Genomic DNA, 14,915 nt, shown 5'->3' with positions numbered 1-14,915 from the left:
TCCCGTTTTGCCGATCCGCATCACGGCGGCCAATTGTTGGATTGCATTAACCAGTAATCCAGTAATCAACGTCAGGACAGGTCGAAAAAGAACTGCCGTACGTCGGCGGCGAACAGGTCGGGTACTTCGAGTGCGGCGAAGTGTCCGCCTCGGTCGAACTCGCTCCAGTGCGTCACGCTGTACGTCCGCTCCGCGAGAGGGCGTACGGGCAGGGTGATGTCATGGGCGAAGACGGCCACGCCCACGGGCGGTGGGCAGGGCAGCGGGCCACCGAACGCGCTTTCGCGGGTCAGTCGGGCCGAGGACCCCGCCGTGCCGGTCAGCCAGTAGAGCATGACGTTGGTGAGGATGCGGTCGTCGCTGACCGTGGATCGTGGGTCGGTCCACTCGGTGAACTTCTCGGCGATCCAGGCGAGCTGCCCGACGGGGGAGTCGGTCAGCGCGTACGCCAGGGTCTGTGGCCGGGTGGCCTGGAGGACCATGTAGCCGGGGCGTTGGGCGACGAACTGCTTGATCCGTGCCAGCCGCTCGCGGTCCGGGTCGGTCAGGTCCTGCTCTCCCCTGCCGTCCGGCGGCGGCGGTGTGGGCAGATAGTTGAGGTGCACGCCGACGACACGATCGGGCGCGACCGCGCCGAGCGCACGGGAGATCGCCGAGCCCCAGTCCCCGCCCTGCGCGCCGTACCGGTGGTATCCGAGTCGCTGCATCAGCGTCGCCCACGCACGGGCGACCCGGTGTACGTCCCAGCCGCGTTGCCTGGTCGGGCCGGAGAGACCGAAGCCGGGGATCGACGGTATGACGAGGTGGAACTGCTCGGACAGTGGGCCGATCACGTCGAGGAACTCCACCACCGAACCGGGCCAGCCATGGGTCAGGACCAGCGCCAGCGCGTCCGGGTCGGCGGAGCGTACGTGTAGGAAGTGGACGTTCTGGCCGTCGATCTCGGTGGTGAACTGCGGGTACCGGTTCAGTTCGGCCTCGTGTCGGCGCCAGTCGTACCCGGTGCGCCAGTGCTCGGCCAGCTCCCGTACGCGGCGTACCGGGATGCCGTAGTCCCATTCGGCGTCGGGCAGCTCGTCGGGCCACCTGGTACGGCTCAGCCGGGCGCCGAGGTCGTCCAGGTCGGCCTGCGGGATGTCGAGGCGGAAAGGCTTGATCATGTTGTCGTCTCCCAGCGGGTTCCGTCGCCGACCTGCTCCGATCGGCCATGGAGGAAATCATTTGGCTGACTAACGTTCGTGCGGCCAACGATAATCGCCCAGATGAGAGTCGTACCGTTAGTCGCACCAACGAAATTTGTTAGGCTGCCCACATGCAGACGCCGTCCGACGACGCGCCACCGGCCAGGCTGACCACCCTGCCGAGTTGGCTGTTGACCCAGACCGCCACGCACGCCCACCGTCTGGTCAGTGAGGGCTTCACCGCGGTCCACGCGCGCGGCTACCACTACCGCCTGCTCGCGGCGCTGGACGAGTACGGGCCGGCGAGCCAGGCCGCGCTGGGCCGCCGCAGCGGCATCCATCTCAGTGACATGGTCGCCACGATCAACGAGCTCAGCGAACGGCAGCTGGTCGAACGCGAACCGGATCCGACCGATCGGCGACGCAACGTCATCACCATCACCCCGGACGGACGACGGCAACTCCGGCTGCTGGACAAGCAGCTGACCCGGATCCAGGACAACCTGCTCGCGCCCCTTTCCCCGGAGGAACGCGATGAGCTGACCCGGCTGTTGGCCCGGGTCCTCGACCACCACGACCGGCGGTCGACCCGGTCGGACGGCTGACCGGCCGAACCCGGTACGCACAACTCGCGAGCTTCGTACGGATGCCGGACGATGGCGGTGTGCGGGTCGGGTGGGCGCGGGAGGCAGCCAAGGACTGGGTGCTGGGCCACGCCCGTGACGAGGCCGGGTTCGTGGGGGCGTTCTTCAGCGGCTCGACGACCGGGCTACCGGCAGACGCCGAGTTGCCGTCGACCTCCGATGTCGACGTCGTCGTGGTCACGGCGGGGGATCCGCCAGCACTCAAGCTGGGCAAGTTCCGCTACCGTGGCGTGCTGCTGGAGGTCACCCACCTGTCCCGGGACGAGTTCGTCTCACCCGAGCGGGTCCTGGCGACGTTCTACCTCGCCAGCAGTTTCCGTACCGACACGATCATCGCCGACGACACAGGGGAGCTGCGCCGGCTGCAGTCGCTGGTGTCGGCGCGATTCGCCGAGCCCGCATGGGTGCGGGCCCGCTGCGCGCATGCCCACCGCAGGATCGAGACCGGGCTGGCGGCGGTCGACGTGTCGACGCCACTGCACGAACGGGTACTGGCCTGGATGTTCCCCGCCAGTGTGACCACGCAGGTGCTGCTCGTCGCGGCGTTGCGCAACCCGACCGTACGGCTGCGTTACCTGGCGGCCCGTGACGTGCTCGCCGACTACGGGCACCTCGATCGCTACCCCGACCTGCTGGAACTGCTCGGCTGTGCCCGGATGACCGGGCGACGGGTGGCGTATCACCTGCGCCGGCTCGCCCACACCTTCGACGCGACCGCCGAGGTGTCCCGTACACCGTTCTTCTTCAGTGCCGACATCACCTCCGCGGCCCGACCGGTCGCCATCGACGGCAGTCGGGTGCTCGTCGACCGTGGCGACCACCGGGAGGCGGTCTTCTGGATCGCCGTCACCTTTGCCCGCTGCCACCAGATTCTCGCCGTCGACGCCCCGCCCCGGCTGTGGGATTCGCTCGCCCCGGCGTTCGAGGAGCTGGTCGCCGATCTCGGTCTGACCACGGGCGTCGACCTGCGCCGCCGGACCGCGGACGTCCTCGGTTTCCTGCCGGAACTCGACCGCATCACCGAGGCGATCCTGGCCGCGAACCCCGGGATCCGTCGCCGGTAGCACGCGGCCGTGCTCGGTGACCGGTTCGTGCGATGGCGTGGCCTGCGCCGATCGAGACCCGTCCCCGGTACGCCCAGCGGTCGATCCGATTGTCCGGCGAGTCGCTTGACCGGCACCGGCTCACGCTCTATGTTTAACACATCAGTTAATTAGCAGCGAGGTTAAATACATGGCGACTGACCGGCTCAGCGTGATCTTCGCAGCGCTGGCGGATCCCACCCGGCGAGCGATCCTGACCCGTCTCGCGGAGGGCGATGCCACCGTCTCGGAGCTTGCCGAGCCGTTCTCCATCAGCCTCCCGGCGATCTCACGGCACCTGAAGGTGCTCGAGCACGCCGGACTCATCTCCCGTAGCCGCGCGGCCCAGTGGCGGTCCAGCAGCCTGAACGCCGAGCCGCTGCAGGAGGCGACGGCATGGATGGAGCGCTACCGGCAGTTCTGGGACGCCAACTTCAACCGACTCGACGCGCACCTGCGCCGTATCCAACAAGCACGGTCGGCAGAGCAGACCGACCGCGAACCCGAGAGGGAAGAACCATGACGGATACCGTCCCCAACAAGGAATTGGTCATCACCAGGATCTTCGACGCGCCCCGCGAACTGGTCTACCAGGCCTTCGTCGATCCCGACCAGATCGCGCAGTGGTTCGGCCCGGTGGGCTACTCGGTGCCCCGCGAACACCGTCGACGTCGACGCTCGCACGGGCGGCCATCAGCGTCTGGTGATGGTCAGCGACGAGGACCCGAACATGACCTCACCGATCGACGCCAAGTTCACCGAGGTCATCGAGAACGAGTTGCTGGTCGGTTCCGAGGAATGGGACCAGATGCCGGGCCAGTCGGAGCCCGTCGCCATGTACATGCGGCTCGAGTTCCACGACGAGGGCGGCAAGACCCGGCTGGTGTTGCGGCAGGGTCCGTTCACCGAGGAGGTCGAGGCCATGTCGCGCGAGGGCTGGAACAGCTCCTTCACCAAGCTCGACACCCTGCTCGGATCCTGATCCCGGCCCCCGTACCGCCCTTGGCTTAGGCGGTACGGGGTCGGTCGTACCGCTCAGGTGTTCGCGGTCTGCGCCACGGTGAAGACCTCGCCGTTGCGCGGCACACCGATTCCGCGCCAGACGAACGGCACTCCACGGGCGACGTCCAGGTCCGGGTCGTCCATCAGCTGGAAGTGCAGGTGCGGCTCGGTGGTGTTGCCCGAGTTCCCGCACCGCGCCAGCAGCTGACCGGTGTGGACCCGGTCCCCGGCGCGTACGGTGAGCGAGTCGCGCCGCAGGTGGGCGTACGCGGCGTAGCTGCCGTTGCCGAGGTCGAGGACGATGTGGTTGCCGAGTAGGCGACCGGGGCCGGAGAGGTCCCGCAGCATCGACTCGACCAGCAGGTAGAGCAGGGCCGGGTACGAGTTGCGACTGAGGTGGTCACGGTGATGGCCGACCGCGGATACGACGGTGGCGTCCGCGACGGCCAGGATCGGGCTGTCGAAGGCCGGGAAGTGCCGGTTGGCGCGTACGAGTGGCCACCAGCCGAAGCGGGGCCGGGCGGTGTGCTCCGGCTCCGCCACGATGTCGATCGCGTACGCCTGCCCGTAGCCGCGGGTGCCGTGGCTGGGCACCCGGTCGGCGGGACTGTTGAGCGCGGACCAGCGTCCGGTCACCGGTGGTTCGACCTGGACCGCGGGCCGGGTGCCGGAGACGGCGGGTTGCCGGTTCACGGCGAGTTGCAGCGCGAAGGCCAGGCCCAGCGGGAGCCAGCCCCACAGCCAGGAGAAGTCGAAGTAGTACCCGGCCACGAGCAGCGCGAAGAACGCCGCCCAGCAACCGCGGTAGAGGATCATCGACAGCTTGCGCACGGTACGTCTCCTGTTCGGGCTCACGGTCGGGCGGCGGCGAACATCACCAGCAGTGGCACGACCCGACCGGGTGGCACCTCGTAGCGGCCCCGGGCCGCGGTGTGCAGCCAGCCGGCGGCGGTCAGTTGCCGCAGGTGGTGGTAGATCTGCCCGGTGGTGCCGAGGTCTTCGAGCGCGGCTAGTTCGGCCGCCGTGCGGCGGCCACCGAGGATTTCGTGGAGCAGGCGCATCCGTACGGGATGGCCGAGTGCGGCGAACGAGTCGGCTGCCTGCGACCAGTCCTCGTCGAGTAGCTCGTCGGTCGGGCGGGCGTACTGCCACGCGTAGTGCTCGTCGGTGGGTAGCTGGACCTTGCCGGTGAACAGCACGCCGCCGTGTGCGATGTGGTGCTCGGCGAGCATCGTGGTGAGCCCGTCGAGGGCCCAGAGGTCACCCCCGGCCGTACGGGTGCCCGGGTGGTCGGTCCGTTCCAGTGCGGCGAGCCGGCGCTCCAACTCGGTGATCCGCTCCTCGATCTCCATGTGTCGAGTTTACGTACTTACGTAAAAGATCGGTAGAAGGGTCGGGTCCCCGATCGCGACCCGACCCTTCCCGGCCGGTCAGCCCCGGTAGGGGGAGCGGGTACGGGCGTCACGCAGCGCGTCGCCCCACCAGACAAGCTGGTCGAGCATGGCGGTGGCCGCCGTGGTGCAGCCGTCCGGATCCTTCGGCTGGCCGTCGGGGCCGAACCGCGCCCACGCGCCGTGGAAGCTGACCGTCTCGCGCACCGTGACGGCGTGCAGCTCGGCGAAGACCTGACGCAGGTGCTCCACCGCGCGCAGCCCGCCGGACAGGCCGCCGTAGGAGACGAACCCGACCGGCTTGGCCTGCCACTGGGTGAAGTGCCAGTCGATCGCGGTCTTGAGTGAGGCCGGGTAGCTGTGGTTGTACTCCGGCGTCACGACGACAAAGGCGTCGGCGAGGTCGAGGCGCCCGGTCAGCCCTCCCAGCGCCTGCGCCAGTTCGGCCGTCGGCTCGCTGGTGAGCGCGGTCGGCAGTGGGGTGTCCGCCAGGTCGACAAGGTCGACGGTCAGGTCGTCGCGAAGCTCCGCATGGGAGGCGAACCACCGGGCCGCGGTCGGCCCGAACCGCCCTTGCCGGTTGCTGCCGATGATGACCGCCACCCGCAGCGGCGGCCGGGAGGCGGTGGTTGCCGCGTCAACGTTCATGGTGTCATTCCCTCGGTCGCTGTGCTGTCGTCGGTTGACGACAGAATGGACGGTAAGACCTCAACATTTGTTAAGGTCAAGGCTCAGCGGAGGAAGGAGCACGACCATGGGTGAATCGATCGCCGGTGAACTCACCGTCGGCGAACTCGCCGCACGCAGCGGCGTCGCCGTATCGGCGCTGCACTTCTTCGAGCGGCAGAACCTGATCACCAGTCGCCGTACCGCCGGTAACCAGCGTCGCTACCGGCGGGACACGCTGCGCCGGGTGGCGCTGATCAGGATCGCCCAGCGTGTCGGCATCCCGCTGGCGAAGGTCGCCGAGGTGCTGGCCGTCCTGCCCGGCAGTCGTACGCCCACCCGGGAGGACTGGGCGCGGCTGGCCCTGTGCTGGCAGGACGAGTTGGATCGGCGGATGCGTCACCTCCAGCAGCTGCGCGACGAGTTCACCGACTGCGTCGGCTGCGGCTGCCTGTCGCTGGACCGCTGCCCGTTGGTCAACCCGTACGACCGGATGGGTGCGGAGGGTCCGGGGCCGCGACGGCTGCTCGGCGGTGGCGATGCGGTGGCGGCCGCCGCACGGTGCGAGTCGCCCGTCGACGGCTCGTCGGTCTGCCTGGCTCCGGCCGGCGTGGACGACCGGACGTGATTTGGACGGGCGTCCGGATTGGCTAGGGCGCGCCTCGGACGAGGAGCCCGACCCGGCTGAGAAACTTTTTCACATGCCTCGCACCGCCGCACCCGCTCCGCGTTCGTCGGCCCGCGCCGCCCTGGCCACCGGTCCGCTCGACTTCACCGAGGCCTGGCTGCGCAACCGCCGCCTGTCCGAGCACACCCGGGCGGCGTACCGGCGGGACATCACGGGGTGGCTCGCCTGGTGCACCGGGCGGGACCTCGACCCGCTGCGGGTGACCTTCCTCGACGTCAACTCCTACGCGCGTGACCTGGAGTCGACCGTGGACCCGCGCAGCGGCCGCCCGCTCACCCCGGCGACCGTGGCCCGCAAGCTCTCGGCGCTGTCAAGCTGGTACGACTTCCTGGTCCGGTTGCGGGCGGTCGAGGCGAACCCGGTCTCCGGTGCCGACCGACCGCGGGTCAGCCGGGACCACTCCGCCACCGTCGGCATGACCCCGGACGAGGTGGATGCGCTGCTCGCCGCGGCCGAAACCGACACCGGCCCGACCGCCGCCCGCAACCGGGTCGCGCTGGCGTTCCTGGCCGACCTCGGGCTGCGGGTCGGGGAACTGGTGTCGCTGGACCTGAGCGACCTCGGCTACGAACGCGGACACCGCAGCATCCGATTCGTCGGCAAGGGCGGCCGGGCCCGCCGACGGGCTCTCACTCCGGGTACGGCGTTCGCCGTCGACGCGTACCTGCGGACCCGGGCGGCGGCCGAACGAGTCCCGGTCGAACAACTCGCCGGCCCGCTGCTGGTGACCGGTACCGGTGGCCGACTCGACCGGCACGCCGTGTTCCGGCTGGTACGCCGCTTGGCCCGGCTAGCCGGCATCCCGGCCTGGGCCAAGCTCTCACCGCACTCGCTGCGGCACGCGTTCGCCACCACCGCACGCTCCGAGGGGGTGCCGCTGGAGGACGTCCAGGACGCGATGGGACACGCGGATCCCCGTACCACCCGCCGCTACGACCGTGACCGGCACAACCTCGACCGGGACCCGGCGTACGCGATCTGGGCCGCCCGCGCCCGACGCCAGCCGGGCGACCCGGCCTGACCGTGTCACCGGCCGGGTACGGACATCCGCCACAGGCCCAGCCGGGTGCTGCCGGTACGGCACACGAGGTCCACGTCGCCGGCCCGGCAGTCCGACACCCGCGGCGGTAGGGCACCGAGGATGCGCAGGTCCTCGCCCTCCTCCACGGCGAGCAGTGGCCGGTCGGGGGAAGGGCGCAGCAGCACCCGGGCGCCGGTGCCGGTGCCCCACGGCAGTCGCCCCCAGCCCCGGTGGGTGCCGCCGCTCCAGAGGGGGACACCGGTGGCCGGGTCGAGGGCGACGACTTGCCGCCAGTCCTCCAGGCAGACCAGACCGGCGCATTCGCGCAGGCCACCGCTGATCCGCTGGACCGGCCGGCTCCACCGCACACCGAGGTCGGTCAGGTCGTAGCCGCTGATCGCGGATTCGCCGCCACTGGTCGGATGCCGCAGGATCAGCCGGCCACCGACGATGACCGGGTTGTCCGGCGCGTAGTCCGCCGGTGGCAGCCGTCCCTCGCCGACCACGGCACCGGTGCGCAGGTCGTGCAGGTTCACCGCGCCGTTGTCGTGCACCACGAGCAGCCGGTCCGGGCCGCCGGGCACCAGTTCGCCGACCGCTGTCGACGGGACCGGCACCGTCCACCGGGTCCGCCCGGTGGCGAGGTCGACCGCCTCGATGGTCCCCTCGATCCGGCGTCCGGCGCCGGACGCGCTGCGTACCTCGGAGATCGCCACCCCGGTGTCGGAGTCACCGCCCACCAGCAGCAGACTGGGGCGTTGCCACCGGATCTGCCCGGTGCGTGCCGACCGGGCGGTGGTGGCGATCCGGCGGCCCAGACTGTCCACCTCGGCGACCAACACCAGGTCACCGACGAGGTCGGCGGCGAAGGACGCCGCAGTGGTGGCGGGGACCCGCCAGAGCCGTCGGCCGCCGGGCAGGTCGTACCCGGACAGTGTCATCGGCTCGCTGGTCGGGTCGGCGACCAGGAGCAGGTCCCCGGCGAGGAAAAACGTGGCCCGGGCGGAAATCTGCAACTCGCCCGTGCGGCGCAGGTCCCGCGCGAGCGGCTGCGCCGCCGTGACCGACAGCAGCACCAGCAGCGCGGTCAGGCAGAGGGCCGGCCACCGGACCGCGATCCGGCGGGCACGCACGGACGTCGGCCGGTCCTGCTCCGGGATCCCGCGTTCGGTGCCGAGCTCGATCAGCACCGCCGGGTGCGTGTCCATCACATCTCCCGCTTGCCGGCGTCGCCGCCCCACCCGGAGAGTCGTCCGGTTACCGGTCGAGCGTAGCCACCAGCACCGCGCCTGGCTGCCGGTCCGGTCCGATCGGTCGCGCGACGCACCGGTGCCGGGCGCGTGTCACCGACCGTCGCGCCCCCTTGGTCTGCTAGCAGAGCACGTCCAGGTGGTGGTGGGCGTCGGCGGCTATCTCCTCGCCGCGCAGCCATCGCCGGGCCCAGAGCCGGGCGGCGACCTCGGCGAGTTCGTCACCGCTGGCGGCCTGTTCGACCAGTACGGCGGCGGCCAGCGCGTACGCCAGCCGCAGGGCGAACCCGCGCGCACCGGCGACGACCGCCACCGCGTCCGGGTCGGCGGTCACCTCCGCGACCGTGGTACGCAGCTGACGTGCCGCCGTGGCGAGCGCGTCGGCGAGCGCCGGGTTCAGCCTGCGGGCGATGTCCGTGGCCAGGTCGAGGCGACGCAGCAGCGGTGGTGCGGCGTCCTCCCGTACGGTGGCGCGCAGCACGTCGAGGGCCAGGACGTTGGTGGTGCCCTCCCAGATCGGCAGCACCTGGGCGTCGCGGAGCAGGCGGGGCACCCCGGTGTCCTCGACGTAGCCGGCGCCGCCGAAGCTCTCCACGTACTCGGCGGCGGAGGCGACCGCGAGGCGGCCGGTGGCGAGCTTGGCCAACGGGGCGACGATCCGCAGTTCGGCGGCGGCGGCCGGGTCGGCCCCCACCTCCACCCGGCCGAGCAGGAAGAACGCGTGTCCGGCCAGGGCGAACGCGCCGGCCGCGTCGACCGCGAGGGTGCCCAGCGTGGCCCGGTGCAGTGGTGAGGTGGCGAGCAGTCCGCCGGCCACCTGCCGGGTGTCGGCGTACGCCCGGGCGTAGGCCAGGCCACGACGCATTCCGGCGGCCGCCGCGGCGGCGTTGTGCAGCCGGGTCACCACGACCAGGGTCATCGCCCGGGTCAGGCCCGGTTGGGCCGGGTCGCCCAGCGGCAGCGCCCACGCGTCGTGCAGACCGATCTCGGCCGTGGGTAGCGCACGGGTGCCGAGCTTGTCCTTGAGCCGGTGCACGGTCACGCCCGGTGCCGGGTATCCCGGGTCGGCACCGACGCTGGCCAGTGGCGAGTCGACGGCGTAGCGGGGCACCAGGAACGGGGCCAGGACCCGGCTACCGCGTACCTTCCCATCCGGGCGGACCAGTGCCACCGCCATCGCCGAGTCGGCGGCGGAACAGAACCACTTCTCGCCGGTCAGCCGCCAGGAGCCGTCGCTGGCGGGCCGGCCGGCCGTGGACGAGCGGGCCAGGTCGGAGCCGCCCTGCGACTCGGTCATCCACTGCCCGCTGGTGATCGCCTTCGCCGGGTCGGTCGAGGTCAACCGGGGCAGCCAGGCGTCGCGTACGGCCGGGTCGACCTCGGGTCGGTTCAGCAGGGCGGCTGCGCCGTCGCTCATCGCGACCGGGCAGGAGAACGTGGCCGACTCGGGGCCGTACAGGTGCAGTAGTGCGTGCTGGACCACCCGCGCCGCCGCTCCCCATTCGCCGCGGGCCTGCGCCTGGTAGGGCAGGGCGACCACGGCGTGCCGGGCGGCGGCGGCCCGCTGGGTCTGCCAGCCGGCGGAGGTGTCGATCCGGTCGATCCTGGCCCCCCACCCGTCGTAGCGCACCAGCGTGGGTGGGTGTGCCTCGGCGTCGGCGTGCGCGGCCCGCAGCGGCCCGGTGACCTCGGCGGCGAGCGCGCTGAGCCGGCCCTTGGCGGCGGCGTGTCCGGCGAGGCCCAGTTGCCGGTCGAGCCAGGAGCGCAGCAGGCGGTCTTCGGTGTAAGGATCACCCGGTGCGGTCACCGGTTGCACGTAACGGCCCATGGTCTCTGCTCCTCCGCCGATCGGGGGTGGTTGGCGGGATGCGCTGACGGTAGACCACACCGAACGGTGGCGACAGGCCACCGAATGTCAACAATCTATTACCGCACGGTGGAGCGGGGGCTTGCGTACGGGACGCCGTGATCATCACCATGACGCTGGCGCCGGCAGGCTCTCCGTCGTACGGCAGAATGCCGCCCGCGACCACCCGCCCGGCCCGAGGAGCCCGATGCCGTCTCCAGCCCCCGCCATCCTGTACGTCACCGACCTCGGCTACCAGGCACGTGGGCGCAGGTACTGCGACGAGGACATCTTCCTGTCGGGGCGGCTGCGCGCGGACTTCACCGTCGCGCTGTGCCACCCGTTGCAGGCGACCGCGCTGATGGACGACTTCGACGCGGTGGTGGTCCGCAACAGCGGCCCGGTGATGCAGTATCAGGCCGAGTACGACGCGTTCCGGTCCGCGGCCCTGTCCCGGGGAACCCGGGTCTACAACCCGCTGACCGGCCGGGCCGACATGATCGGCAAGCAGTACCTGGTCGACCTGACGCTCGACGGGTATCCGGTGATCCCGACCGTGGACCGGTACGCCGACCTGCACCGGCTGCCCGACGTCGCCGAGTACGTGGTCAAGCCGGCCGCCGGTGCCGACTCGATCGGACTGCGGACGGTGTCACGCGAACAACTCGACCGGGTCGACTTCGACGGCTTGCTGGCCCAACCGAAGATCGACTTCCGGTACGAGGTGTCGTTCTACTTCGTCGACCGCGAGTTGCAGTACGCCCTGCACGCCCCCGACCCGGAGCAGCGCTGGCTGTTGCGGCGATACGACCCGAGCCCCGCCGACCGGGAGTTCGCCCAGCGGTTCGTCGACTGGAACGGCCTGGGTCACGGCATCCAACGGGTCGACGGGTGCCGTACCGCCGACGGGGGACTGCTGCTGGTCGAGCTGGAGGACCTCAACCCGTACCTGTCGTTGGACCTGGTCGACGAGGACACCCGTACGGCGTTCGTGGCGAGCATGGGCGCGTCGATCAAGGATCTGCTCGGTCGTTGACCGGCAGGTCCAGGGCCGCCCGGACCAGCGCCAACGCCTGCGCAGGCGGTACGCCGATCCGCCGGCTCTGTTCGGCGTAACGCTGGGCGAGCAGTTGCGCCTCGGCCGGCACCTTCGCCGCCCTGGCGGTGATCACCGTGCCGTGCCGGCCGCGGGTCTGGACCAGCCCGGCCTGCTCCAACTCCCGGTAGGCACGGGCGACGGTGTTGGCCGCCAGGCCGAGTTCCTCGGCGAGCTGCCGTACCGCCGGTAGCCGGGTGCCGGCGGTCAGCTCACCGTCGCTGGCCAGGGCGGCGATCCGCGCCCGGACCTGCTCGTACGGCGGGACCGGCGAGTGTGGGTCCAGTTCGATGAACACGATTCGCCGAGGGTAGCAACACCGTGAGTTCCTGCGGTGGGCGCCGGAGGGTATCTACCGTCCTAGGCATGGTCTACGAGAGCGCGCGGCCCCGGACCAGGCCCCGGCGGGGTTTGCGCGGGGCGCTGGTCGTGGCCGCGTTGACGCTCTTCGTGTGCTGCGTCGGCGCGGCCGGCTTGGCCGCCTGGAACTTCCAGGCTGTCCGGCAGGCCACCGGCCCGGCCAAGCGGGCGGCCGGGACCTTTCTCGACAAGGTCACCGCCGGTGACCACACGGGCGCGTACGACCGGCTCTGTGCCGCGACCCGCAAGCAGTGGAGCCTGCCGCGGTTCGCGTTGCGGATCGAGACCCCACCGACGATCAGCCGCTACACGATCGAGGACGTCAAGATCGCCAGTAAGGGCGGGCGGCGCAGCGCCACGGTGACCGTCGCGCTGACCCGCACGAGCGGTGCGGTGGACAACCACCAGGTGCCGGTGGTCGACGGCGACGACGGTTGGCAGGTCTGCGGTGACCCGTTCTGAGCCCGTACGACCTGGGGTTTTCAGCCCCGCGGGCCGAGGTCGCCGGTACGGTGGTGCCGCCGGCAGAGCACCTGGTAACGCACCTCGGCGCTGACCACGGTGTCGCCGATCACCACCTGCTGTCCCTCTCGGGCCACCGCGCCGTCGACGACCCGCGCGTTGAGCAACCCCTCCCGACCACACCAGCAGAGCACCTCGACCTGGATGCGGGCCACCTCGTCGGCGAGTTCGAACAGTCGCTGCGCCGCCGGGAACAGGCAGGAGCGGAAGTCGGAGGCCAGACCGAACGCGAACACGTCCACGTCGTAGTCGTCGACCAGTTCGGCCATCTGTTCGACGTGTTCCACGGTGTAGAAGCAGGCCTCGTCGCAGATCAGGTAGTCGACCTTGAGCCCCTCGGCGCGCCGGCCTCGGACCAGGGCGCGCAGGTCCAGGTCCTCGGTGACCTCGATCGCCTCGTGCGCGAGCCCGATCCGGGTGGTGACCTGCGGGCCGAGCGAGCGGTCGATCCGGGTGGTGACCAGTCCCCGTCGTCCCTGCCGGGCGTGGTTGTAGTTCATCTGCAGCGCCATGGTCGACTTGCCACAGTCCATCGGTCCCCAGAAGAACTTCAGCGCGGCGGCGTGCAGCGGCCGACCGTCGCGGGCCGGCCGCGCCGGGTGGTTCTGCGGGGCGTCGGGTCCGCCGGATGGCGAGTACACCAGGGGGGCGGAGGAGGTCGCGGCGTCGTCGGTCACGGTCGGGCAGCCTAACGCATGGTCAGCCCCAGCCCCCGCCCGTACGAGCCGCGACCCGTGTGCCTCACAGCACCCGTGGCGGCGTGTTTCCCGCGGCCACGATGGCGCGCCGGATCGGCACCGCGAGCAGCAGCACGAAGCCGACCACGAAGAAGATCAGTAGCGAGACCAAGCCCACCCGGTAGCTGTTGGTGAGTTGGAACACCAGCCCGAACGCGAGCGGCCCGAGCCAACTGGTGCCCTTGTCGCTGATCTCGTAGAAGCCGTAGTACTCGCCTTCCTTGCCGGCCGGGATGAGCTGGCTGAACAGCGACCGGCTCAGTGCCTGGCTGCCGCCGAGCACCAGGCCGATGCCGGCGCCGAGGATCATGAACGGCACCGGTGCCTCGGCCGGAAGCCGGAACGCGGCCAGGATCACCACCGTCCACAGGATCAGGCTGAGCAGCACCGTCTTCCAGGCGCCGATCCGCTTGGCCAGCGCGCCAAGCAGCAGCGCCCCGCCGAACGCGAGGAACTGCACCAGCAGGATGGTCACGATCAGGGTGGTCTGCTCCAGCCGCAGTTCCTCGGTGCCGTACTGGCTGGCCAGGGCGATCACGGTCTGGATGCCGTCGTTGAAGACCAGGAACGCGAGCAGGAAGAACAACGTCAACGGGTACGCCTTGAGTCCGCGTACGGTTCGGATGAGTTGCCGGAACCCGTCGGTGAGCAGGTTGCCGCCGACGCTGGCCTCGGCCGCCGGTCGTTCGCGCAACCAGCGCAGCGGCACCAGGGTGAACAGCGCCCACCACACGCCGGCCGAGACGATCGACCAGCGGGCCAGGTCCAGGGTGCGCTGGTGGTCACCCTCCACGCTGAACATCGTCACCACGACCAGGTTCAGGGCCAGCAGCAGCCCACCGCCGAGGTAGCCCAGCGCCCAACCGCGGCTGGATATCCCGTCCCGGTCGTCGGGGCCGCCGAGCTGCGGCAGGAACGAGTTGTAGACCACCACGCTCGCACCGAAGGCGATGTTCGCGACCAGGAACAGGGCGCCGCCGAGCAGGTACCGGTCGCCGGTGACGAAGACCATCCCGATGGTGGCGAGCGCGCCGATGAACGCCGCCCCGGCCAGGAGCCGCTTCTTGTGCGCCGACCGGTCCGCGATCGCGCCCGTCACCGGCAGCACGAACACGGTCAGGAACACCGACAGTGACACCAGGTACGGGAAATAGGAGCCGGCCGCGATCGTGATCCCGAACGGGTGCACGTCACCGTCGCAGGCGTTCGGGCCAAGTTCGCAGCCGGCGGCCAGTTCGGTGACCGTGGTGAGGAACGGGCCGAGGAACACGGTGATGACCGTGGTGGAGAACGCCGACATCGCCCAGTCGTAGAAGTACCAGCCGGTCCGTTCCCGGCGGGTACTGGGCGGCGGCGCGCTGGTCACGGGGACGGAGACGGTTTCGGCCATCGGTGGTCCTTCGACGGTGCTCGGGCGGGGCGGGACCCG

The 14,915-nt window shown here is 70.8% G+C and carries 17 protein-coding genes; 8 read left to right on the top strand and 9 right to left on the bottom strand.

From position 1 onward, the window contains the following. Positions 1-71 precede the first annotated feature (71 nt). The gene (locus AB0J90_RS13115) at positions 72-1,160 is read right to left on the bottom strand and encodes an epoxide hydrolase family protein (RefSeq protein ID WP_363595348.1); all 1,089 of its coding nucleotides are present in this window, start codon (positions 1,158-1,160) and stop codon (positions 72-74) included. A gap of 152 nt (positions 1,161-1,312) precedes the next feature. On the opposite strand from AB0J90_RS13115, the gene AB0J90_RS13110 reads away from it, so the two are divergent. The 4 genes from AB0J90_RS13110 (at position 1,313) to AB0J90_RS13095 (ending at position 3,889) form a co-directional block, all read left to right on the top strand. Continuing rightward, the gene (locus tag AB0J90_RS13110) at positions 1,313-1,786 is read left to right on the top strand and encodes a MarR family winged helix-turn-helix transcriptional regulator (RefSeq protein WP_363595346.1); all 474 of its coding nucleotides are present in this window, start codon (positions 1,313-1,315) and stop codon (positions 1,784-1,786) included. Between the two features lie 41 nt (positions 1,787-1,827). After that, positions 1,828-2,889 carry a hypothetical protein gene (locus tag AB0J90_RS13105; protein WP_363595344.1) on the top strand — a complete coding sequence of 354 codons (1,062 nt, stop codon included), beginning with the start codon at positions 1,828-1,830 and terminating at the stop codon, positions 2,887-2,889. A gap of 169 nt (positions 2,890-3,058) precedes the next feature. Next, positions 3,059-3,430 carry a metalloregulator ArsR/SmtB family transcription factor gene (locus AB0J90_RS13100; protein WP_363595342.1) on the top strand — a complete coding sequence of 124 codons (372 nt, stop codon included), beginning with the start codon at positions 3,059-3,061 and terminating at the stop codon, positions 3,428-3,430. A 3-nt stretch (positions 3,431-3,433) separates the two neighbouring features. Continuing rightward, positions 3,434-3,889, top strand: a complete 456-nt coding sequence (locus AB0J90_RS13095) for an SRPBCC domain-containing protein (protein ID WP_363595671.1) — start codon at positions 3,434-3,436, stop codon at positions 3,887-3,889. A gap of 53 nt (positions 3,890-3,942) precedes the next feature. Here AB0J90_RS13095 and AB0J90_RS13090 read toward each other — a convergent pair whose 3' ends face one another. From AB0J90_RS13090 to AB0J90_RS13080, 3 genes are all read right to left on the bottom strand, one after another. Beyond that, the gene (locus AB0J90_RS13090) at positions 3,943-4,740 is read right to left on the bottom strand and encodes a M23 family metallopeptidase (protein ID WP_363595340.1); all 798 of its coding nucleotides are present in this window, start codon (positions 4,738-4,740) and stop codon (positions 3,943-3,945) included. 20 nt (positions 4,741-4,760) lie between these two features. Continuing rightward, positions 4,761-5,261: a winged helix-turn-helix domain-containing protein gene (locus tag AB0J90_RS13085; RefSeq protein WP_363595338.1), complete on the bottom strand. Its 501-nt coding sequence runs from the start codon at positions 5,259-5,261 to the stop codon at positions 4,761-4,763. A gap of 78 nt (positions 5,262-5,339) precedes the next feature. Beyond that, a complete protein-coding gene (locus AB0J90_RS13080) occupies positions 5,340-5,948 on the bottom strand; it encodes an NAD(P)H-dependent oxidoreductase (protein ID WP_363595336.1) in 609 nt (202 codons plus the stop codon). A gap of 106 nt (positions 5,949-6,054) precedes the next feature. On the opposite strand from AB0J90_RS13080, the gene soxR reads away from it, so the two are divergent. Further along, positions 6,055-6,594, top strand: a complete 540-nt coding sequence (gene soxR / locus AB0J90_RS13075; protein WP_363595334.1) for a redox-sensitive transcriptional activator SoxR — start codon at positions 6,055-6,057, stop codon at positions 6,592-6,594. A gap of 73 nt (positions 6,595-6,667) precedes the next feature. Beyond that, positions 6,668-7,675, top strand: coding sequence for a tyrosine-type recombinase/integrase (locus AB0J90_RS13070; protein ID WP_363595332.1), 1,008 nt, complete (start codon positions 6,668-6,670; stop codon positions 7,673-7,675). A gap of 5 nt (positions 7,676-7,680) precedes the next feature. Here the strand turns inward: AB0J90_RS13070 and AB0J90_RS13065 are convergent, their stop codons facing one another. Continuing rightward, positions 7,681-8,883, bottom strand: coding sequence for a PQQ-binding-like beta-propeller repeat protein (locus AB0J90_RS13065; RefSeq protein WP_363595330.1), 1,203 nt, complete (start codon positions 8,881-8,883; stop codon positions 7,681-7,683). A 163-nt stretch (positions 8,884-9,046) separates the two neighbouring features. Further along, positions 9,047-10,753 carry an acyl-CoA dehydrogenase family protein gene (locus tag AB0J90_RS13060; RefSeq protein ID WP_363595328.1) on the bottom strand — a complete coding sequence of 569 codons (1,707 nt, stop codon included), beginning with the start codon at positions 10,751-10,753 and terminating at the stop codon, positions 9,047-9,049. A 226-nt stretch (positions 10,754-10,979) separates the two neighbouring features. Between AB0J90_RS13060 and AB0J90_RS13055 the strand changes: the two genes are divergently transcribed. After that, positions 10,980-11,807: a hypothetical protein gene (locus tag AB0J90_RS13055; protein ID WP_363595326.1), complete on the top strand. Its 828-nt coding sequence runs from the start codon at positions 10,980-10,982 to the stop codon at positions 11,805-11,807. Here AB0J90_RS13055 and AB0J90_RS13050 read toward each other — a convergent pair. After that, positions 11,785-12,165 (bottom strand): GntR family transcriptional regulator, encoded by a 381-nt coding sequence (locus tag AB0J90_RS13050; RefSeq protein ID WP_363595324.1) that lies wholly within the window; start codon positions 12,163-12,165, stop codon positions 11,785-11,787. The two genes, AB0J90_RS13055 and AB0J90_RS13050, sit on opposite strands and share 23 nt — an antisense overlap. 68 nt (positions 12,166-12,233) lie before the next feature. Between AB0J90_RS13050 and AB0J90_RS13045 the strand changes: the two genes are divergently transcribed. Further along, complete coding sequence (locus AB0J90_RS13045) at positions 12,234-12,689, top strand: hypothetical protein (RefSeq protein WP_363595322.1); 456 nt, start codon at positions 12,234-12,236, stop codon at positions 12,687-12,689. Positions 12,690-12,709: 20 nt separating this feature from the next. On the opposite strand, the gene AB0J90_RS13040 is transcribed toward AB0J90_RS13045, so the two are convergent. Both AB0J90_RS13040 and AB0J90_RS13035 read right to left on the bottom strand, forming a co-directional pair. Continuing rightward, positions 12,710-13,390, bottom strand: coding sequence for a thymidine kinase (locus AB0J90_RS13040; RefSeq protein ID WP_363595669.1), 681 nt, complete (start codon positions 13,388-13,390; stop codon positions 12,710-12,712). A 100-nt stretch (positions 13,391-13,490) separates the two neighbouring features. After that, the gene (locus AB0J90_RS13035; RefSeq protein WP_363595320.1) at positions 13,491-14,876 is read right to left on the bottom strand and encodes an MFS transporter; all 1,386 of its coding nucleotides are present in this window, start codon (positions 14,874-14,876) and stop codon (positions 13,491-13,493) included. Positions 14,877-14,915: the final 39 nt, after the last annotated feature.

Source organism: Micromonospora sp. NPDC049523 (assembly GCF_040676775.1).
In the GTDB taxonomy this organism is placed as follows: Bacteria; Actinomycetota; Actinomycetes; order Mycobacteriales; family Micromonosporaceae; genus Micromonospora_G.
Note: the sequence above shows the minus strand (reverse complement) of the source record. Positions and strands in the feature narration are given on the sequence as shown.

Bases quoted from the DNA above. Each gene is read 5' to 3' on its own strand.
- AB0J90_RS13115 (WP_363595348.1), bottom strand. From the start codon at position 1,160: ATGATCAAGCCTTTCCGCCTCGACATCCCGCAGGCCGACCTGGACGAC.
- AB0J90_RS13060 (WP_363595328.1), bottom strand. From the start codon at position 10,753: ATGGGCCGTTACGTGCAACCGGTGACCGCACCGGGTGATCCTTACACC.
- AB0J90_RS13065 (WP_363595330.1), bottom strand. From the start codon at position 8,883: ATGGACACGCACCCGGCGGTGCTGATCGAGCTCGGCACCGAACGCGGG.
- AB0J90_RS13105 (WP_363595344.1), top strand. From the start codon at position 1,828: ATGCCGGACGATGGCGGTGTGCGGGTCGGGTGGGCGCGGGAGGCAGCC.
- AB0J90_RS13070 (WP_363595332.1), top strand. From the start codon at position 6,668: ATGCCTCGCACCGCCGCACCCGCTCCGCGTTCGTCGGCCCGCGCCGCC.
- AB0J90_RS13110 (WP_363595346.1), top strand. From the start codon at position 1,313: ATGCAGACGCCGTCCGACGACGCGCCACCGGCCAGGCTGACCACCCTG.
- AB0J90_RS13045 (WP_363595322.1), top strand. From the start codon at position 12,234: ATGGTCTACGAGAGCGCGCGGCCCCGGACCAGGCCCCGGCGGGGTTTG.
- soxR (WP_363595334.1), top strand. From the start codon at position 6,055: ATGGGTGAATCGATCGCCGGTGAACTCACCGTCGGCGAACTCGCCGCA.
- AB0J90_RS13085 (WP_363595338.1), bottom strand. From the start codon at position 5,261: ATGGAGATCGAGGAGCGGATCACCGAGTTGGAGCGCCGGCTCGCCGCA.
- AB0J90_RS13055 (WP_363595326.1), top strand. From the start codon at position 10,980: ATGCCGTCTCCAGCCCCCGCCATCCTGTACGTCACCGACCTCGGCTAC.
- AB0J90_RS13035 (WP_363595320.1), bottom strand. From the start codon at position 14,876: ATGGCCGAAACCGTCTCCGTCCCCGTGACCAGCGCGCCGCCGCCCAGT.
- AB0J90_RS13100 (WP_363595342.1), top strand. From the start codon at position 3,059: ATGGCGACTGACCGGCTCAGCGTGATCTTCGCAGCGCTGGCGGATCCC.
- AB0J90_RS13080 (WP_363595336.1), bottom strand. From the start codon at position 5,948: ATGAACGTTGACGCGGCAACCACCGCCTCCCGGCCGCCGCTGCGGGTG.